The organism is Streptomyces odontomachicola (assembly GCF_039605595.1).
GTDB lineage: Bacteria > Actinomycetota > Actinomycetes > Streptomycetales > Streptomycetaceae > Streptomyces.
Window position 1 is genome coordinate 48,912 of the sequence record NZ_JBCFOK010000018.1, and the last position, 19,261, is coordinate 68,172.

At 73.1% G+C, this 19,261-nt stretch carries 18 protein-coding genes; 9 read left to right on the plus strand and 9 right to left on the minus strand.

What is annotated here, in order from left to right:
* The first annotated feature begins 31 nt into the window (after window positions 1–31).
* A complete protein-coding gene (locus ABEE00_RS28620) occupies window positions 32–532 on the plus strand; it encodes a nuclear transport factor 2 family protein (RefSeq protein ID WP_345748613.1) in 501 nt (166 codons plus the stop codon).
* Between the two features lie 115 nt (window positions 533–647).
* Here ABEE00_RS28620 and ABEE00_RS28625 read toward each other — a convergent pair whose 3' ends face one another.
* From ABEE00_RS28625 to ABEE00_RS28635, 3 genes are all read right to left on the minus strand, one after another.
* Entirely contained in the window at window positions 648–1,271 is a 624-nt protein-coding gene (locus tag ABEE00_RS28625; protein WP_345748614.1) for a TetR/AcrR family transcriptional regulator, read from the minus strand.
* Window positions 1,268–2,857, minus strand: a complete 1,590-nt coding sequence (locus ABEE00_RS28630) for an MFS transporter (RefSeq protein WP_345748615.1) — start codon at window positions 2,855–2,857, stop codon at window positions 1,268–1,270. The genes ABEE00_RS28625 and ABEE00_RS28630 overlap by 4 nt, the downstream gene beginning before the upstream one ends.
* 237 nt (window positions 2,858–3,094) lie before the next feature.
* Window positions 3,095–4,018, minus strand: a complete 924-nt coding sequence (locus tag ABEE00_RS28635; protein WP_345748616.1) for an AraC family transcriptional regulator — start codon at window positions 4,016–4,018, stop codon at window positions 3,095–3,097.
* A 163-nt stretch (window positions 4,019–4,181) separates the two neighbouring features.
* Here ABEE00_RS28635 and ABEE00_RS28640 point away from each other — a divergent pair, with 163 nt between their 5' ends.
* Window positions 4,182–5,720, plus strand: coding sequence for a UbiD family decarboxylase (locus ABEE00_RS28640; RefSeq protein ID WP_345748617.1), 1,539 nt, complete (start codon window positions 4,182–4,184; stop codon window positions 5,718–5,720).
* A 46-nt stretch (window positions 5,721–5,766) separates the two neighbouring features.
* Here ABEE00_RS28640 and ABEE00_RS28645 read toward each other — a convergent pair whose 3' ends face one another.
* Entirely contained in the window at window positions 5,767–6,237 is a 471-nt protein-coding gene (locus ABEE00_RS28645; protein ID WP_345748618.1) for a Fur family transcriptional regulator, read from the minus strand.
* A 308-nt stretch (window positions 6,238–6,545) separates the two neighbouring features.
* On the opposite strand from ABEE00_RS28645, the gene ABEE00_RS28650 reads away from it, so the two are divergent.
* On the plus strand, window positions 6,546–6,827 hold the full coding sequence (locus ABEE00_RS28650; protein ID WP_345748619.1) for a hypothetical protein: 282 nt from the start codon (window positions 6,546–6,548) through the stop codon (window positions 6,825–6,827).
* A gap of 135 nt (window positions 6,828–6,962) precedes the next feature.
* Here ABEE00_RS28650 and ABEE00_RS28655 read toward each other — a convergent pair whose 3' ends face one another.
* The 3 genes from ABEE00_RS28655 to ABEE00_RS28665 all read right to left on the minus strand — a co-directional run bounded on the left by ABEE00_RS28655 (window position 6,963) and on the right by ABEE00_RS28665 (window position 9,602).
* Window positions 6,963–8,048 carry a hypothetical protein gene (locus ABEE00_RS28655; protein ID WP_345748620.1) on the minus strand — a complete coding sequence of 362 codons (1,086 nt, stop codon included), beginning with the start codon at window positions 8,046–8,048 and terminating at the stop codon, window positions 6,963–6,965.
* A 256-nt stretch (window positions 8,049–8,304) separates the two neighbouring features.
* Window positions 8,305–8,739, minus strand: coding sequence for a hypothetical protein (locus ABEE00_RS28660; RefSeq protein ID WP_345748621.1), 435 nt, complete (start codon window positions 8,737–8,739; stop codon window positions 8,305–8,307).
* Between the two features lie 287 nt (window positions 8,740–9,026).
* Entirely contained in the window at window positions 9,027–9,602 is a 576-nt protein-coding gene (locus tag ABEE00_RS28665; protein WP_345748622.1) for a universal stress protein, read from the minus strand.
* 398 nt (window positions 9,603–10,000) lie between these two features.
* On the opposite strand from ABEE00_RS28665, the gene ABEE00_RS28670 reads away from it, so the two are divergent.
* The 3 genes from ABEE00_RS28670 (at window position 10,001) to ABEE00_RS28680 (ending at window position 13,687) form a co-directional block, all read left to right on the plus strand.
* Complete coding sequence (locus ABEE00_RS28670; protein ID WP_345748623.1) at window positions 10,001–12,517, plus strand: sensor histidine kinase; 2,517 nt, start codon at window positions 10,001–10,003, stop codon at window positions 12,515–12,517.
* Entirely contained in the window at window positions 12,514–13,197 is a 684-nt protein-coding gene (locus tag ABEE00_RS28675) for a response regulator transcription factor (protein ID WP_345748624.1), read from the plus strand. Before ABEE00_RS28670 ends, ABEE00_RS28675 begins: the two co-directional genes overlap by 4 nt.
* A 133-nt stretch (window positions 13,198–13,330) precedes the next feature.
* Window positions 13,331–13,687 carry an SCO4225 family membrane protein gene (locus ABEE00_RS28680; protein WP_345748625.1) on the plus strand — a complete coding sequence of 119 codons (357 nt, stop codon included), beginning with the start codon at window positions 13,331–13,333 and terminating at the stop codon, window positions 13,685–13,687.
* Between the two features lie 44 nt (window positions 13,688–13,731).
* Here ABEE00_RS28680 and ABEE00_RS28685 read toward each other — a convergent pair whose 3' ends face one another.
* Entirely contained in the window at window positions 13,732–14,331 is a 600-nt protein-coding gene (locus ABEE00_RS28685; protein ID WP_345748626.1) for a TetR/AcrR family transcriptional regulator, read from the minus strand.
* A gap of 173 nt (window positions 14,332–14,504) precedes the next feature.
* Between ABEE00_RS28685 and ABEE00_RS28690 the strand changes: the two genes are divergently transcribed.
* Complete coding sequence (locus ABEE00_RS28690) at window positions 14,505–15,980, plus strand: APC family permease (RefSeq protein WP_345748627.1); 1,476 nt, start codon at window positions 14,505–14,507, stop codon at window positions 15,978–15,980.
* A gap of 102 nt (window positions 15,981–16,082) precedes the next feature.
* Window positions 16,083–17,015 (plus strand): carbon-nitrogen hydrolase family protein, encoded by a 933-nt coding sequence (locus ABEE00_RS28695; protein ID WP_345748628.1) that lies wholly within the window; start codon window positions 16,083–16,085, stop codon window positions 17,013–17,015.
* 23 nt (window positions 17,016–17,038) lie between these two features.
* On the opposite strand, the gene ABEE00_RS28700 is transcribed toward ABEE00_RS28695, so the two are convergent.
* Complete coding sequence (locus tag ABEE00_RS28700; protein ID WP_345748629.1) at window positions 17,039–18,022, minus strand: alcohol dehydrogenase catalytic domain-containing protein; 984 nt, start codon at window positions 18,020–18,022, stop codon at window positions 17,039–17,041.
* 308 nt (window positions 18,023–18,330) lie between these two features.
* On the opposite strand from ABEE00_RS28700, the gene ABEE00_RS28705 reads away from it, so the two are divergent.
* A complete protein-coding gene (locus ABEE00_RS28705) occupies window positions 18,331–19,065 on the plus strand; it encodes an SDR family oxidoreductase (RefSeq protein ID WP_345748758.1) in 735 nt (244 codons plus the stop codon).
* Window positions 19,066–19,261: the final 196 nt, after the last annotated feature.

The following is a 19,261-nucleotide window of genomic DNA, read 5'->3' on the forward strand; positions in this document are numbered from 1 at the left end:
TGAAGTCCCGTTCAAGTACGAGGCTCTGTGCATGACCACACAGGCCGCGCAGACCGCGCAGACCGCATACGCGGATCACTTCGAGATCGACGCCCTCGTCCACCGCTTCTTCCGCGCCCTCGACGAGCGGAAGTTCGAGGAGGGCTGGGCCCGTGCGTACTTCACCGAGGACGTACGGGCCGAGACACCCATCGGCACCGTGCGGGGCGAGGAGGCGGTCCGGCACTCCGAGGAGGCGGTGGGCAGGTTCGAGCGCACGCAGCACCTCGCCTCCGGAGTGCTGGCCGAGGCCGAACCCGGCGCGCGGACGGCCACCGCGAGCTGGAACGCGCTGATGGCGCACGTCCACCGCGAGGAGACCCTGGCGGCACGCGGCCCCGGCGCCGAACCGGTCTTCACCGTCGGCGGCCTGTGCGAGGCGGAGCTGCGGCGTACGGAGGCGGGCTGGCGCATCAGCCGCCTCGCGATCCGCGCGCTCTGGACGACGGGCCGGCCGCCGGTACTGCCGGAGGGGGTCGCGCCGGAGGTGTGAGGCCGGGGCGTGCGGCTGATGTCGGGTCCGCGGGGCCGGTGTTCGGGCGGGTCGGCGTTTCGCCGGGTCGGTGCTCTGCCGGGTCGGTGCTCTGCCGGGTCGGTGCTCGGCCCGGTCAGTGCTCCGCGGGCTCGCGTTTCGCCGACTCGCGCTCCGCCGGCTCGCGTTCCGCGCCGAGCATGCCGATCAGCAGCTCCGCGAGCTCCTCGGGGCTCGCGGAGCCGAGCTCGTCGAACGCGCCGGACCGCCGCCCCTGCACGATCCCGATCACCGAGGACACCACCAACTCGGCGCGCAGCAGGGGCCGTTCGCACCCCTCAGCGGCGAAGCGCCGGTGCAGCGGCTCCACCAGCCGCTGGTGCAGCGCGGCGCGCGCGGCCTGCTGCGCCTCCGGCTCGCTCAGGTGCTGCACCGCGACTTGGAGGATGGGTACGAGGCCGCGCCGGTCGGTCCGCTCCAGGATCTCCGCCAGGCGGTTGCCCTCCAGGAGGTCGGCCGGACCGCTCGCGCCCTCGCCCTCCTCGCTCCGCTCGGCGACGACGGCGGCCAGGTAGAGCTGGGTCTTGCCGCCGAAGTAGCGGGCGATGAGCGCGGGGTCCACGCCCGCGCGCCGCCCGATGTCCCTGATGGTGGTGCGGTCGAAACCACGCTCCGAGAACAGTTCGCCGGCGGCGCGCAGAAGCAGCGCGCGGCTCTGCGCCGAATCCCTGCGCCGTGCGGCGCCGCCGCTCTCGCTCACCGTGCCTCCGTGTCCGCCCGCGCCTCGTTCTCACCCTGGGTCACGGCTACCGTACGTGACTCCGCGCGGGTTCCCCGTACGAGCCCGGGGGCGTCGGAGCCGGCGGGCGCCGAGGTGTCGGGCCCGGTGGTGCGCCGCGCGCGAGCCAGCAGCCAGCCGCTCAGCGCCGTGACCACCCACACCGCGCAGGAGGACAGCGCGGCCACCCGGTAACCGCCCTCGGCCGGCATCCCGCCGCCGGTCGTGTGCGAGGCGAGCACGGTCGCAGCGAAGGCGCTGCCCATGGAGTAACCGATGTACTTCACCACCTGGTTGAAGCTCATCGCGCTGCCGGTCTCGTGCGCCGGCACCGAGCTCACGATCAGCGCGGGCATCACGGACATGGTCACCCCCGCGCCCAGGCCGATGAGCCCCATGGTCACCAGCACCTGCCACATGCCGTCGTGCTTCCAGGCGAAGAGCGCGGTCCCGCACAGCGACAGCACACAGCCCGCCGCGAGCACATGGGCGAGCGAGACGGTGCCCGAGACCAGCCGCACGAGCCGCCCGGAGACCATGCTGGCCGCGGAGAACGGCACCAGCACGAGCCCCGCCACCACGACCGAGGCGCCGAATCCGTACCCCGCCGACTCCGGCGTCTGCACGTACTGGCTCACCAGCGACAGCATCACGTACATCGCCACCCCGGAGAGCAGCGCGGTCAGATTCGCGGCCAGCACCTCGCGGTCCTTGACCAGCCGCACGTCCACCAGCGGGTGCGCGGTACGCAGTTCGTGCACCACCCACCACACGAGCAGCAGCACGGATATCCCGGCCAGCGCGAGGAGCCGGGGCGAGGCCCAGCCCCAGTGTTCGCCGACGGTCGCCGCGTACAGCAGCCCGGCCATGCCCCCGGCCAGCAGCACCGCACCCGCCACGTCCAGCGGATTGCGGGGGCGCGAGGGCGAAGCGGGGAGAACGAGCGCGAGCGCGGCCAGCGCCAGCGCGGCGGCCACCGCCGCGAACCAGAACCCGGCCTGCAGGCCCAGATATTGAGCGAGCAGCCCGGTCAGCGGATAGCCGAGCCCGATGCCGGCCGCCGAGGTGAGGGAGAGGGTGGCCACCGCGTGCCGGGCGCGTTCGTGCGGCAGCGCGTCACGCGCCGTGGCCATCGCGAGCGGGGTCAGCCCGAGGCCGATGCCCTGCAACCCGCGCCCCACCAGCAGCCCGGCGAAGCCGGTGGGCAGCGCCGCGAGCAGGCTCGCGAAGAGCACCACGGCCAGCCCGGCGAGGATCACCCGCCGCCGGTGCGGCCCGTCGCCGAGCCGCCCCATCAGGGGAGTGGACACCGCGCCCATCAGCATCGTCACGGTCAGCGACCACTGCGCGGCACCGAGGGGTACGTGATGGACACGCGCGATCGTCGGGATCAGCGGCGCACCCAGGCTGCTGATCACCGCGACCAGCATCCCGACCGAGAGCAACACCGGCACCAACGCCCGCTCCCGCCACGCCCTCCGCGGTGGGGTCGCGCTGCCCGCCGCCGGATTCGTCTGCGCGGGGTCCGCTGACTGCACGGTGGGGAGCCTCCCGTCGTTCGATGTCATCAAGCGATGTCATCGTACGATGACAAGTGGGGGGTGGGGGTGTGAGTCCGGCCACGTGGGTGGGGGGTGCGGGGGAGGCGGGCCTCTCGTGCGGTGCCGGGGTGTGGGTCTCTCGCGCAGTGTCGGGCGCTCGTGGTGCGGGGCGTGCCTCTTGCGCGGCTCCGTGGGGAGGCGTGCCCCTCACGTGGTGCCGGGGCGTGGGTCCCTCGCGCGGCGTCGGGCGCCCGTCGTGCGAGGTCAGCCGCCCGTCGCGCGCCGCCGGAAGGCCGTCGGCGTCTCGCCCGTGCCCCGGCGGAAGAAGCGCGCGAAGACCGTCGGCTCGGGGAACCCCAGCCGCTCGCCCACCGCCGCCGCGCTCAGATCGGTGTGCAGCAGCAGCCGCTTCGCCTCCAGCACGAGGCGGTCGTCGAGGAACCCCTTCGCCCCGCGCCCGACCGCGGCGCGGGTGGCCCGGGTGAGGGTGCGGACGCTGTAGCCCAGCTCGTGCGCGTAGTCCTCCACGCGGTGCCGGCGCGCGAAGTCCCGCTCCACGGCCTCCTGGAAGCGGCGGAACGCGGGACCGCCCGCGCCCGGATTCCGCTGCCCGCCCGGCAGATGGGACAGCCGCAGCACGAGGACGCCCAGCAGATGGCGCACCACCTCGACATGGACCTCCAGGGGGAGATCCGTCAACCGCCGGTACTGCTCCTCCACCATCTCCAGCGTCCGTCGCACCTGCTCGCCCGCCGCCCCCTCGGGAGTCAGCGGCAGTCGCCAGGCCCGCCGGTCCAGCCGCGCGAGCCCGGTCGTGGCGCGGTCGAGGAAGCTGGGCTGGAAGAGGACGACGGTGCCTTCGGGGGCGTCCGCTTTCCCGTCGCGTACGGGGCCGGCCGCGAGCTGGAAGATCTGCCCCGGCCTCACCCACAGCCAGGCACCCTCACCCACGGCGCACTCCGTCGAGTCCACCGAGCAGTGCAGCGTGCCCGCGCGTACGGAGATGAGCTGATGGAAGGCGGGCCGCACGGGGGCGCCGGACTCCGTGCCGGGCGCGCGCGTCACGGTGCCCAGCCCCGCGAGGTCCAGGACCTCCACCCCGGGCGGCCCACCGGGCGTCGCGGGGAAGGGGACGCGCGGGATCCGCGATACGGCCTCGCCCGCGCCAACCTGTCCGTTTCTGCTCATCACCTGTCCTCTCCGAGCACCGTACCCCGCGAATGCGTACTTAGCGTGAGGCTATTGAGCAGGCCGCCTGCCGTACCGCTCGCTGGGCTGACCGAAAAGGTCGAGCCTCTGCGCCTGGCGCGCGGCCTGCCCCCGCACCGCACCCGAGGACGAGGTAACCCGCATGACGCAGCAAGGCCCCGCGCTGAACTTCCGCGACTTCCTCGGCGGCCTCCTCGCCGACGGCGACGCCGTGGCCGTCGGGCGCACCGTCGACCCGCACCTGGAGGTGGGCGCCGTCACGCGCCGCGCCTATGAAACCCGCGCACCCGCACCGCTCTTCGGCTCGCTCAGCACGGGCGCGCGCGGACACCGCATCCTCGGCGCGCCCGCCGGGATGAGCACGCCGGGGCGGGGCGCGTACGGCAGGATCGCCGCGCACTTCGGCCTCCCGCGGCACAGCACCCCGCGGGAGATCCTGGAGCACCTGATCACCGCGATGCACGCGCGGCCGGTGCCGCCCGTGGCCGCGCCGGAGGGGCGGGGCGCCGCGCCCTGCAAGGAGAACATCCGCACCGGCGACGCCGTGGACCTCGAGGAATTCCCCGTACCACTGCTGCACCAGGAGGACGGCGGCCGCTACTTCGGCACCTACGGCTTCCACATCGTCCGCACTCCTGACGGCAGTTGGACGAGCTGGTCGGTCGCCCGCACCATGCTGCACGACCGCACCACGCTGACCGGTCCCGCGATGCCGCAGCAGCACATCGGCATGATCCACGCGATGTGGCGGGAACGCGGCGAGCCCACCCCGTGGGCCATGGTCCTGGGCGCCCCGCCCGCCGCGCTCGCCGCCGCGGGCATGCCGCTGCCCGCGCACGTGAACGAGGACGGCTACGTGGGCGCACTCACCGGCAGCCCGGTCGAGGTCGTCGAGACGGAGACCAACGGCCTGCACGTGCCCGCCACTTCCGAGATCGTCCTCGAGGGACACATCAGCCCCGACGAGACGGCGCCCGAGGGACCGATGGGGGAATACCACGGCTATTCCTTCGGCCACGGCAAGCGCCAGCCCGTCTTCCACGTGGAGGCCGTGACCCACCGCGACGACCCGGTCCTCCCGGTCTGCGCCGCCGGGCTGCCCCCGGAGGAGAACCACACCATCTGGGGCACGATGATCTCCGCGACCAGCCTGGACCTGCTGCGGTCCGCCGGCCTGCCGGTGTCCCTCGCCTGGTGTTCGTACGAGGCGGCCACCTGCTGGATCGTGCTCGCCGTCGACACCGCGCGGCTCGGCCGGATGCGGACCACCGAGGCCGAACTGGTGCGATGGGTCGCGGACGTCCTCTTCTCCTCGCACACCGGCTGGCTGGTGCCCAAGGTGCTCCTCGTGGGCGACGACATCGACATCACCGACACGGGGCAGGTCGTGTGGGCGATGGCGACGCGCAGCCGCCCGGGCGAGAGCGAATACGTCTTCCCCGAGGCGCCCGGCATCCCGATGGTCCCCTACCTCACCGCCGAGGAGGCCGCGGCCGGCCGCGGCGGGAAGTCGGTCACGAGCTGCCTGCGCCCCGAGGAGTTCGACGGCACCGTACGCGGCACCACCGCCTCGTTCCGCACCTCCTACCCTGCGGAACTGCGCCAGCATGTCCTGGACAACTGGACCGCCTACGGCTACGGGAACGGGGACAGTGACGGTGACGGGGGCGCGACGACGTAAGACGCCACCCGCCGTGCGGCCGTGGGGCGTGCGGGCCGCCCGCCCTTCAGGACGCGGAAGACCGCGCGGTGTTCGTCGTCGCGCTGTCTCTTCGGCACGAGCCGCACAGGCCCCACCAGACGATCTCGGCCTCGTCGATGGCGAAGCCCTTCGCGTCCTCCGGGTCCAGGCAGGGCGTGCGGCCCGCGGTGCAGTCGACGTCGTCGATGCGCCCGCAGCCGCGGCACACCAGATGGTGGTGGTTGTCCCCGACGCGCAGCTCATAACGCGCGGGGGATCCCGCGGGCTCGATGCAGCGGATCAACTCGGCCTGGGTGAGGTCGTCGAGGACGTTGTAGAGACCCTGCCGGGAGAGGCCGCCGGACGAGGCGTTCTCCTCCAGGGCCGCGCTCACCCTGCTCTCCAGCTCGGTGGCGGTGGAGTGCGCGTGGCCGCGCAGCGCGACCAGTATGGCCCGGCGCTGTGCAGTGTTGCGCAGGCCCTTGGCCTTGAGCAGATCGACTGCCTGCTGGTCCATGGCGCGGTCCCCTCCTCTGTTGACTGACTCAACTCTAGCGGGGGGCTCCGACAGCGCCTCGCGGACTTTCGCGGCCCGCCGCACTCCCGGGGGCCCGAGGTCTATCTGGAGCTCCCGCAGAGAATTGACTCCGTCCAATCTAGCATGGTTCACTTGCCAGTGGCCGGCGAAGATGCGGCCACCTTTGCCGGCTGGCGTGAGTTCTCCGTCGCCGGCCTCGACCACCCGCGCTGGACGCCTGAATCGCCCAAGAAGCCACGGCACTTGGGCGTGAGCAGCCCTGCGCTCCGACCCGAACGGAGTTGACCATGATCTGTTACGACTGCCAGCAGGACGGCGCCGATGGCGCGGCCGGCGCGCATCACGTGGATGGCGCGCATGATGCGGAGGGCGGCGATGGTGCGGGCGGCACGGGTGGCCGGCCCGTGATCGGCTTCTGCTCGCGCTGCTGCCTGGTCGTCTGCGGCACGCACGCGAGGGTCATACGGACCGTGATCCACCAGCCTCGGGGTACCGGCAAGTCGACCGGCGACCAGCCGGGGCGCCGGGTGCTGTGCGAGACCTGCTACGGGGCGGAGCGCTCGCTCTGAGCCGGAGGGTACGGCGCCTCACGGAGCTGTGAGCTCACGGCGTCCTCAGGCTCACGGTGTCCTCGTGCTTACGGCGTCCTCGGGCTCACGCATGCTCCCGCTCACGGCGTACTCCCGTTCGCGGCGTACTCCCGCTCACGGCATCCTCAGGTCCTCGCAGTCGCGGCGCTCGGCCGACCGCTTCGCGAAGGCATTCACCAGGCGCGTCTCGAACTCCGGGCTGGTGGCGAAGAATGCGCGGTCCGTCTCGTGCAGATTGCTCACGGCGTAGAGCGAACGCGGCGCGCCCTCCGCACACTTCGCGCTGCCCCAGGCCCAGCCGCCCTCGCGTTCATCGCGCCCCGCGGGGCCTGAGACCTCGCGGAGCAGGCTCGCTCCGCGGAACGCGTCGGCGAACACGTCGTGCAGTGCCGTCAGCCGGTAGACGGTCCTGCCGCGGGAGTCCAGCAGCAGGCACTCCTCCACGGGCGTGTCCCGGTCGCTGCGGGTCTCGGCGACCTGGGTGATGCCCCACTTCTTGGCCTCGGCCGCGACATCGCGTACCGCGCGGCAGCTCCGGGACGCCCTGGTCGCCGCGATCCCCTCGGTCCAGCTGGGGGTCTGCGCGATGACGCCGGTCCGCTCCTCGGGGGTGTTCCCGCACCCCTTCTCGCGCGCGACCTTCTCCGCCGTCCCGGAGGCCGTACGTGCCAGCGCCGCGGTCTGCACCCGGCCCTCGGAGAAGTCGGCTCCGCGCACGTCGGCGGTGACGTTCACCGCCACCCGGCCCTCGGGGTGGTCCTCCTCGCAGGGCAGCAGCACCGTGGCATGCGCCCGCCGGTCGCCCTGGAGCGTCACCATGCCCGGCCAGCCGCCGCCCAGGGGTGCCGAGGTGGTGGACGGGACGGAGATGTCGCGGTGCCCGATCTCGCGCAGCAGCGCCCCGGCGTCGGTCTCGTCCCCGATCTGGAACGTCACCCGGCCCCGGCGCTGGTCGGGTCCCCGGGCCTCGCATTCCTCCAGTTCGCCCGAGTCGCCGCCCTCGTTCTCGGGGTGCCCGGCGCGTACCTCGTCGGTCTCCAGCACCGAGTCCAGATGCCGGGTCTCGGCGAGGCCGCCGCACAGGGCCTCCAGTTCCTTCTTCTGCTGATCCGAGGGAAACGCGAAGACATACGCCGCCACGGCGCACAGCACCAGCAGCCCGGCCCCGCCGATGAGCAGAAACCGGCGTTCCCCGCGCATTGCTCACCCCTCTCCGGGGGCGCGCCACCCCGGCTTGAACGGGTTCGGACTCACTTGCCCGAGAGCTTGTCGTGTCCTCGTCTGCACCGTCCCCCATGGCCTCTTGTTTTGCCCTTGCATGGTCACCCCTTGACCTGTCGATGACCTGAGCGCACAGGGTAACCCGCAGCACTGCGCAGGCGGAGAGGTTCCCGATCGCAAGCACCGCCGTACGAATGCGGCGTGACGGCGGCACGGCGGTACCGCCCAACTGGCGCTAGCGGCGCGGGTCCTGGCCGCGACCCGGCAGGCCGTACGGGCGCAACTGCCGGTAGGCGGCCGCCGCGTGGGCGGCGCGGGCGATGCACGTACCGAGCAGCGAGAGCACCAGCAGCAGGCCCAGCCGACGTGCGTCCTCGAGCCCGCTCCAGCTCAACTCGCCCAGCGGGACCACGAGGAAGCTGTTGTAGAACCCCCAGCACACGGTCGCGGTCCCGGGCGCCGCGAGTGCGCGGCCGCGCAGTCCCAGCGCCGCCGCCAACAGGCAGAAGACCACCAGCGCGACCACTTGCCGCAGCGGTTCGCCGAGCAGTCCCACTCCCAGCAGCACCGCGATCGATCCCGCCGTCGCCCCCGCCCATACGACGGGACTGGGCAGCGGCTCCGGAACCGGTCGCCGGGTGCTGCGCCGATGCCACAGTGGAAAGATCATGTGCTGTCTCGTACGAGGTCGGGCCGCTGCGGCGGCTGAGCGGGGGTGTCGAGGAAAGTAGCATCCCCGGTCCGCGCGGTTGCGAGGGGTTCGGGGATGGCGGGTGCGGAGTGCCCCCGAGCCGCCGAGCAGGCGCCACTCGTCGGCGCTCGTCGGCGCTCGTTGGGGGCGTGCGGGTGGCTGAGCGGGCGGTCGTCGCGCACCGCGTGCGTGCACAATGCGCGACGCTGAACGGCAGCGCTGAACGACTCCCGTCGCGCGGCCAATCGAGCTGGTCACGGCGCTGGTCACGGCGCCTGTTCGGGCCGCCCGCCACCCGTGCCGCCCGTGCAGGGAGCGGCGCACGCGGCGTACGAAGCCAGCGCCGACGAGCGTGCCGCCAGCGCTCGGCGGAAGGCGCGCGCCTCGCTGGAGAGGTGCGGCCCGGGGACGGCCAGTACCGCGCACTCCGCATGGGCCAGCACGTACCGGCGCACCGGGCAACGGTGAAGCCGCGCCCGCAGCCCCTCCTGCCGCGCGGCACCGATGATCAGCAGGTCGTCGGGGCGGTGCGCGAGGGTGCAGAGCGCGGCGCCCGGCGCGTCCCTGGCCACGGTGCGCACCACGCGCAGCCCCCTCGGCGTTCCGCCGAGCGCTTCGTCGAAGGCGCGGTGCAGCCGGTTCCGGGCCGTGTGCCTCCAGTGCCCGGCCCATGACGCGTCGGGCCAGCGCGCGTGCAGGGCCTCGCCTTCGGGTGGTTCCCAGGCGGCGACGGCCACCAGCGTCCGCCCGTCGCGACGGGCTTCCCGTACCCCGCGGCGCAGCGCAGCAAGACTGGCCAGCGACCCACTGACCCCTACGACCACCCGTCCGTACTCCGCCATCACGCACCCCTCCCGCGCCTCAGGACCAAGCCAAGTCCCGCCGATCATGAGTCTGTTGACCCATTGGCCATGGGAAAAGGGCCAATGGGAAAACATTGGAGTGGTGAGGTGAGGTGAGTGGCCCGGAAGTCGACTCGGGGGTCAGAGGCCACCCCTGCGGCTCGTTCCGGTCCCGCCCCACCCCTTGTCGCCTCGCTCTCCACCCGTCTCCGCCCTTCTCCACCCCGTCTCTCCACCCGCCTCCACCCGGCTCCTCAACCCGTCTCCACCTCTCTCCACCCTTGTTCTCCACCCGCGCCGCCTCTCCTCCCCGCCCTTCTCCACCCCTGGTTAGAGGCCCTGATCAACCCGTGGTCCGATGCCTGTGACCTGCGCGGGGCCATAGCCTGAGAAGCATCATGGAACGCATTGACGACCGGCTGTTCCCGGTCCTGCTGCTCGGCGTCCAGGCTGCGGTGTGGCCCGGCGCCGCACTGTTGCGCGGCGCCGCGCCGACGGGCGCCGAGGTGCTCGCCGCCGCCCTGGTGTACGGGCTGGTGACCGTGGCCCTGGCGGTCCGCCGCACCTGCCCGGTGCCGGTGCTGGCCCTGGTCGCGGCGACCTGCGCGCTCGGCGCCGGCCCGCTGCCGGTGGGAGCCACGGCGATAGTGGGCACGGCGGGCGTCGCCCTGGCCCTTTACACGGTGGCTGCCGAGCGGGAGACCTGGACAGCGCTCCTGTGCGTCACCACGCTCGCGGCCTGGCAGGCGATACACGGCCTGAGCCTGCACGGCCTCGGCGACCCCCAGGGCCTCGACCTCGTACTGACGGCCTTGCTGTATGCGGCCGCCACCGGAATAGGCATGCACCGGCGCCGACGCCGGCTCACGCGGCGGTCGACCGAGCGGCGGCTGCACCGCGCCGAGGCCGAACGCCACCGCCTCCCGGCGGCCGAACGGCGCCGCATGGAGCGCGAGTTGCACGACGTCAGCGCGCACCACCTGACGGGCGTGGTGGTCACGGTCGAGGCGGCGCTCGGGCTCCGCGACCGGAGGCCGGAAATGGCCGCCGAGGCCGTGAAGTTCGCCGCGGAGACGGGACGCGAGGTGACCAGGGCGCTCAGCGCGGTGCGGGCGCCCGAGCCCTCCGCTGAGGAAGCGCCCGCGCCGGAGGAGCGCCTGTCCGAGCTCGTGGCGGGCTTCCGCACCCTGGGGCAGCCGGTGACCTGCGACATCCGGGCCCTGCCCGAGGGTGCTGCGGGAGACGCCGCGTACGGCATCGTCCGCGAGGCGCTGACCAACGCCGTGCGCCACGCCTCCGGCACCGCGACGACCGTGCGCTGCGCGTACGCGGACGAAAGCGGCGAGACCATCGAGGTCCTGGTACGCAACGCGCCTCCGAACGCCTCGGTCGAGGGCGACGACGGGGTCGAGACCGGCGGCGGCGACGTTGGCGGCGACGGCAGCGGTAGCCGTGGCAGCAACCGCACGGCGCGCGGCGCGGGCCTAGGCGGCGGGCGCGGCCAGCACCTCCTGCGCGGCCGTGCACGTGAGGCGGGCGGCACGCTGACCAGCGGCCCGATCTCGGACGGGGGTTGGGAGGTCCGCGCGGTGCTGCCGGGACGGGCGGCGGCGGGGACGCGGTCGGTGTCGGTGCCCCGCTCGTACCGGTTCGCGCAACTCATCGCGGCCGTCGGCCTGTGCCTCCAGCCGCTGCTGCCCCTGCTGGTGATCCGGCAGAACGCGGAGACCCCCGGCTCCGGGGTGTCCGCCGGCGTGCTCTTCGCGCTGCTGGCCACCGGCCAGGCGCTCGCCCTGCTGTGGACGCGGCGCGCCCCGCGCATGGCGTTCGCCGCACTCCTCGTGCTCGCAGCCCTCTGGCCTGCGGCGATGAGCGCGAGCGGGTATGCGGGCCCGGCAGCCCTGCCCCCGTCGCTGAGCATGCTCGCGACCTGCGCGGCCCTCGTGGTGACCGCAGCCCGCACGGCAGAGGAGTCCGCACCCTCACGCGGCGGCACAGCCTCCGAGGCGAACGGGCCCCACACGCAGATCGACGCGCAGCACGCGAACGGGCTCACGAGAGGGCCGAGTTGGATCACCGAGTCACCGCTGCTGGTGCCGCCCCTCGTCGCAGCCCTCGTCCACGCCGCCACCGCGACATGGGCCGTGCTCGCCCGCGGCGGCACCGCACCCGCCTCGGCGGTCATCGGTGTCGCGACCGCCGGGGCAGCACTGGCGGCGGCCGTGGCCTGGGGGAGCGGGCTCATGTACGGCAAGCGCAAGCACGCTGCCCGCGCTGCGAGCGAGCACCGGATCGCGGCCTGGACCGAGGAAGCCGTGCGGGACGCATGGGCCGAACGCCGCCGCATCACCGCAGGGTTGGAGACCACCGTTCTGGAGCGCACCGCCGAGGTGGTCACCGAGGCGGAGGCGGGCCGCCTGGAGGAGACCGCCGAGCGTGCCCGCGAGGCGCTGGCCGCCATGCGCGCCCTGCTGGAGACCGTACGAGGCGGCGAAGCGGACCCCGAGCTGCGCCCGCAGCCCACGCTCCACGCCCTGGACCTGCTCATACAGCAGTGCAGAGCCACCGGCCGCGAGGTGGAGGCACGGCGCACCGACCGGGTGCCGGAGCGGCTGCCCACCGAGGTGGACCTCACCGCGTACCGCGCGGCCGAGACCGTGCTGGAGGCCGGCGGCGAAGAGCCCGCACACCTTGAAATCGACGCAGGGGGAGACGAGTTGACGCTCACCGCGACCGGGGTGTCCCGCGCCGCGCGCCGTGCCGCGGACGAGCGGATAGCCGCGCGCGCCGAAGCGCTGGGCGGCAGCCTGACCACCGACCGGCCGGGCACGGTGCTGCTGCGCCTGCCCCTGGAGCCCGGGCCGTATCGCCTCGCGCCCAGCGCCGGCGCGCACGTGGGGAAGGAGCCCCGATGAGCCTCAAGGTGCTGGTCGTCGACGACCAGAGAGTCGTCCGCGCGGGCTTCGCCGCCGTCATCGACGCCGAGGAGGACATGACCGTCGTCGCGGAGGCGGGCGACGGGGCGAGTGCGGTGCGCCTCGCCGAAGAGCTCGCGCCCGACGTGATCGTCATGGACGTACGGATGCCCGAGCTGGACGGGATCGCCGCCACCCGCATCCTCACGGGGAGGGAGGACGCGCCGCGCGTTCTGGTGCTGACGACCTTCGACCTCGACTCGTACGTGTTCGGGGCGCTGCGCGCGGGCGCCTCGGGCTTTCTGCTCAAGGACGTACGGGCGGCCGAACTCCTGCACGGCATCAGGGTCGTGGCGTCCGGCGAGAGCATCCTCGCCCCCTCGGCGACGCGTCGGCTTATCGGCCACTACGCCGAGGGCCCGCACGCCGCACCCCGCACGGGCCCGGACGCCGGGGTGCTGGAGCGGCTGACCGAGCGGGAGCGGTTCGTCCTCACCCTGATCGCGGCCGGGCTCAACAACACGGAGATTGCCGAGGAGCTCGACATCACCGTCGGCACCGTGAAGTCCCATGTGAACGCGCTGCTGCGGAAGTTGGAGCTCCGCGACCGCGTGCAGGCGACGATCCTCGCGTACGACCTGGGCCTGGCCCGCGCCAACCCTCCGGAGGCGGATGCGTGAAGCCAGGCCGCCCCTGCTCGACCACCTGACCACCTAAGACGCCCGACAGCCGCACGGCCCAACCGCGCCCCGGCATGCCTTGCCGCGCCCGCGTCCGGTCGGCGCCCCCCCCACAGCGAAAGGACATCGCCCCATGGGCACCACCCCCCACCAGGAGCACGCCGAGATGACCGACTCTCCCCGCACCGTTCCGCAGACCGTCCGCAGTGCGCTGACCAGCGTCTTCGCCCTCGTCTACCTGGCCATCTGCGCGGGACTGCTGATCTGGGCGGTGGCGGTGAGTTCCGTCGAGCAGCCGGACGCCTCCATGGCCGGAGTGATCCCGCTGTTCGCCACCGCACCGGTGAGCCTGATCCTGCTGGCCCTGCCGGAGCACGCGTCCATGCTGTACGTGGCCGTGACCCTCGGCGCCCTGGTCAACGCCACCCTGATCGGCTGGTGCGCCCGCACCCTGACCCGAGGCCGCACGGGTACTCCCAAGAGAGACTGACCCTGCGGCACCCGCACGGAAGGCGAGTTGCGCCTCGGCCCGCCTCATACCTCCAAGTCGCACCCCGTCGCCGCCCGCGCATAAGCGTGGAGGGCCGTCAGGACCTCGGCGCGTGAGCGGCGGCCGGAGAGTACGCCCATCTGGTAGCCGTCTTCCAGGGCGAGGAAGTTGGCCGCGACGAGCCGTGCCGGGTCGTGCAGGGTGAAGTGGTCCTGTGCCTGACCGAGCACCAGAATGCGCTGGTAGACGGCCACTTGGCGCTCGGTCAGGGTGCTGTCGAGGGCCGCGGCCTGGGGGTCGCGCAGGGTGCGCGGCCAGAACTCGAACAGCAGCCGCGGCAGCCGGTCGCGCGGCCCCTCGGCGACGCCCGAGGCGATGCAGGTGCGGAGCTGTTCGCGGGCGTCCGCGTGCTGTTCGGCCGCCGCCTCGCGGTCGCGGCAGAAGCGCTCGATGGCCTGCTGGAGCGTCTCGTACACGAGGGCGTCGAGGTCGTCGTAGTAGTAGAGGACCGCGGCGGGCGTGACCCCGGCCTCCTGGGCGACGTCCCGCAGTCGCAGCCCTTCGAGTCCGCGGCTGAGCAGCGCGCGTTCGGCGGCCTCGCCCAACTGGGCCCGCCGTGCCCCCTGGTCCTTGCGCCGTGCCACGCGCTGCCCCACCCCCGGTCGTGTGCTGACGAATCCCTGAAGCCGCGGGAAAAGATACCTGCCCAGGTGTTGACGGAGGCATCACCGTTTCCTTAAATCGCTGTTTAGCGAAAGGGGGAGCACGCCCGCCCCGGAAGCCAGCCACATGCCGCCCGCCCCACCTGGAGGCCGCCATGTCCGAGGACTCCCCACCCGCCAAGGGCCTGCGCGGCGACTCCGTCGGGCTGCTCGCCACGGTCGCGCTCGGCCTCGCCAACGTGGCCCCCGCGTACAGCATCGCCGTGACGCTTGGCCTGGTGACCCTGGTGATCGGCGAACTCGCCCCGTCCGCCCTGCTGCTCGGCTTCGTCCCCGTACTGCTCACGGCGTTCGCCTTCCGCGAGCTGAATCGGGAGATGCCGGACTGCGGCACCACCTTCGTGTGGAACACCCGGGTGTTCGGTCCCGTCGTCGGCTGGGTCGTGGGCGGCTGGACGCTGCTCAGCGCGGCCGTCGTCGCGCTGACGGCGCTGGCGAGGGTCGGGGCCGCCGCGTTCCTGCGGCTGTTCGGGCTGGACGGGCCCGGCACCTTGGCCGTTACCGCCTGCGCCGTGCTGCTGCTGGCGCTGGCCACGGCGATCGCGTACCGAGGGATTCAACTCGCGGCGTACGTCCAGTATTTGATGATCGGGCTGCAACTGTTCGCGCTGCTCGCCTTCGGTGTCGCGGCGCTCGTGCGGAACGGTGCCGCGACTGTGTCGCTGAGCTGGCTGAACCCGTTCGCGGTCGACGGTTTCGGGCCGTTCGCCGAGGCGGTGCTGCTGTGCCTGTTCATCTACTGGGGCTGGGACGCGCTGATCACCTTCAACGAGGAGTCGGTCGACCGCACCCGCACACCGGGGAGGGCGGCCCTGATATCGACCGTGGTGCTGCTGGTGACGTACCTGTTCACCGCGTTCGCGACGATCTCCTTCGCCGGGACGGGCCGTACGGGGCGCGGGCTCGGCGACCCGGACACGGCGGCCGACGTCCTCACGGGACTCGCCCCGGCCGTGCTCGGCGAACTCCCCGCCAGGCTCGTGCAGTTGGCCATCGGCGTGTCGGCCGTCGGCGCGCTGCTGACGTGCACGGCAGCCACCCCGCGCACCACGCTCTCGATGAGCGCGCACGGCGCCCTGCCCGCCGCCTTCGCGCGGATGCACCCGCGCTTCCGTACGCCGGCGTTCGGCACCGTCTTCTTCGGCTGCGCCGCCGCCGTCGTGCTGACCCTGCTCACCCTGCTCACCCTGCTCTCCGCCGACTTCCTCGGCGACGCGGTCCTCTCGATCGGCCTCCTGATCGCCTTCTACTACGGCATCACGGGCCTCGCCTGCGCCTGGCACTTCCGGCGCGAACTCACGGATTCTCTAAGGAACGTGCTGGTCAAGGGCGTGTGCCCGGCGCTGGGCGGGCTGCTGATGCTGGCGGCGTTCGGGCGCACCGCCTACGACATGGCGGACCCCTCGTACGGGCACACCTCGCTCGGCGGCGTCGGCGGCGTGTTCCTGCTCGGCATCGGCTCGATCCTGCTCGGCGCCCTCGTCATGCTGTGCCTCGTCCGGCCCCGGCACGCCCGCTTCTTCCGCGAGGGCCGCACCGCCGTCGCCGCCGTGTCCGTGACGGAGACCTGACCCGCGTACGGAAGCTCGCAAAAGCGCTCCCTCAAACGTCCCAAGCCCCCCGCCCACACGAGCCACCCGCAAGAGCCCGACCGCTACGGAGACGAGAACCGCATGCGTACCCTTGCCGTCGCCGGTATTCAGACCACCCCCGTGCCCCACGACCTGGACGCCACCTGGCAGCGCTTCGCCCACCAAGTGCGGGCGGTGCGCGCGGCGTTCCCGCACGTGCAGATGGTGGTGGCGCCCGAGTTGCTGCTCGCGGCGGAGGCGCCGTTCCTCCAGGCGCGCGGCGACTGGGCACGGCTGGCGAGCATTCCCGTGCCGGGACCGTTCACCGAGCGGCTGGGCGCGCTGGCCCGCGAGACCGGGCTGTGGCTGGTGCCGGGCACCGTGTACGAGGAGAACCCGGACGGCGCCCCCTACAACACCGCGCTCGCCCTCTCGCCCGACGGGGAGCTCGCGGCCACCTACCGCAAGGTCTTCCCCTGGCAGCCCTACGAACAGACCACCCCGGGCAGCGAGTTCGTGGTCTTCGACCTGCCGGGCATTGGCCGCGCCGGGCTCGCGATCTGCTACGACGGCTCGTTCCCCGAGACCGTGCGGCAGCTGGCCTGGCTCGGCGCCGAGGTCGTCATCCAGCCCACCCTGACCACCACCAGGGACCGCGAGATGGAACTCGTCTGCGCCCGCGCCAACGCCTGGACCAGCCAGGTCTACGTCCTCAACGTCAACGCCGCCGACCCGTCAGGCGTCGGGAGCAGCGCCGTCGTCGACCCCGAGGGCATCGTCCGCCAGCAGGCAGGCACCGGCGAGGAGATCCTCGTCGACGTCCTCGACCTGGACGCCGTCGACCGGGTGCGCATGTACGGCGCCACGGGCCTCAACCGCCCCTGGGCGCAGCTCGCCCGCTACGGCGAGGACATCGAACTGCCCATGTACGGAGGCACGTTCCGGCCCACGCCGCACGGACCCCAGTCGCCCGGCTACGAGACTTCGGGCTACGAGACTCCGGGCTACGAGACGCCGACGCGCCGGGAGCCGTAACGCACAGCTCCGGCGGGCGGTGCTCAGCGCACGCTGACCACCGTCTTCCCCGCGTACGTCCCCTCGCGCAGCGCTCCGAGCGCGGCCGGCGCTTCCTCCAGGCCGACGGTCCGCTCGATCATCGGGTCGAGCCTGCCCGCCGCGAGCAGGTCCAGCAGATGGCCGAGCATGACCGGGAAGTCCTCCTGGGTGGGACGGTGCCCGGCCGCGTACGCACCGCCCACGGCGATCTCGTGCAGCGAGACGGCGTACGTGTACGAGGGGACCTCGCCGAGGTCGGGCAGCGGGTCGACGCACAGCAGGTGGCCGTTGTAGCGCACCAGGTCCAGGGAGGTACGGGCGTCCCCGGGATTGACCACCTCCAGCATCGCGTCGGCGCCGTACCCTCCGGTCAACTCCCGGACCCGCAGCGGAAGTTCCGGATCGCGCCGGTCGAGTACGTGGTCGGCGCCCAGGGCGCGTACCCGTTCGGCGTGCTCGGGGCGCGTCAGTGCGAGCACGGTCGCGCCGAACTCCCGCGCGATCTGCACGCCGAAGCCGCCGACCCCGCCGCTGGCGCCCTGGACCAGCACGTTGTCGCCCGGCTCGATGCGGGCCTTGCGGATCAGCGCCTGGTACGCGGTCAGCCCGGCGCACGGGAGCGCGGCCGCCTCGGCGAAGCCGACGCCCTCGGGGACGGCGGCGAGCACGTGGCGCGGGGCGAGCGCGTAGTCGGCGAGCACGCCGTCCCGTTGGAGGTCGGCGTGCCAGACCACGCGGTCGCCGACCTGCCAGTCGTGCACCTCGGAACCGACAGCGTCGACGACGCCCGCGCCGTCGAGCCCGGCGATGTGCGGGCCCTCCCACCACGGCGCGTCGCCGGTGGCGAGCTTCCAGTCGACCGGATTGAGCGAGGCCGCGTGCACCGCGACCCGCACCTCGTCGGCCGCGGGAGTCGGCACCTCGGCCGTGGTGAGCCGGGTGGTGGCCAGCGTGGGGTCCGGCTGCGAGCAGACGATCGCGCGCATCGAGGCTGTGTCTCCTGTTCGGGGTGGGGGTCCGGAGCGGTCGGCGCCGTGGGGACGTGCGCCGGCACTCCACGTGTAGCACCTGTGTGGCTGGGGCTCTGACCTGGGGTTCTGGCCCGGGGCGTGGTGCTGGTCCGGCGCGCTCGCCACGGCGTCGAGCATCTCCTGGGTGTGCCGCACCCAGGAGCACGCCGCCCTGGTTCGCGTACCGCGGCCGCTCCAGTCTCGATCCGGAAGGCAGATCGAGCCGTACGGATACGGACACGGGCACGGACGGCGGACGACGGATGGAGGAACCCCTGATGGCGATGGATACGGCAGCCAAGGTCGTGGCGGTCACCGGAGCGAGCAGCGGTATCGGCGAGGCGACCGCGCGCCGCCTGGCGGCCGACGGCCACCACGTGTTCCTGGGCGCGCGGCGCACCGACCGTCTCAAGGCGCTGGCAGGAGAACTGGAGGCGGCGGGCGGCAGCGTCGCCTACCAGCGGCTGGACGTCACGGACCCCGCCGACACCGCGGCCTTCGTGGCCGCCGCGCACGGGTGCCACGGACGCCTCGACGTCCTGGTCAACAACGCGGGCGTGATGCCGCTATCACCGCTGGAGGCCCTGCGTACCGAGGAGTGGGACCGCATGATCGACGTGAACCTGCGCGGCGTGCTGCACGGCGTCGCGGCCGCGCTGCCCGTGATGCGCGCGGCGGGCGGCGGGCACTTCGTGAACATCGCGTCGGTCGGCGCGTACGAGGTGGTGCCGACGTCCGCGGTGTATTCGGCGACCAAGTTCGCCGTGCGCGCGCTCTCCGAGGGGCTGCGGCAGGAGACCGGCGGGGACATCCGCGTCACGCTGGTCTCGCCGGGCGTGACCGAGTCCGAGCTCCCGGACGGCATATCCGACCCCGCCGCCAGGGAGGCCATGCGCAGCTACCGTTCCGTGGCGCTGCCCGCCTCGGCGATCGCCGACGCCATCGGCTACGCCGTGGCGCAGCCACCGCACGTGGACGTGAACGAACTGACCGTCCGCCCCGCCGCCGGGGCGCGGTGACCGCGTACGACTGGGCGCCTCAGCCCCTGCCCGTTGTTCCTTCGTCGTCCTCGACCCGCTCGCCGTCGCCTTGGACGTAGGTCACGGTGTGAGCCACCCATACGAGGGAGCGCCCGCTGAGCGCCCCCGCTGCGATTGCCGCCGCCCCCGAGGGGCACCACGATGAGCAGCCATGAGCGGGGTCGTGAGTGAGGGA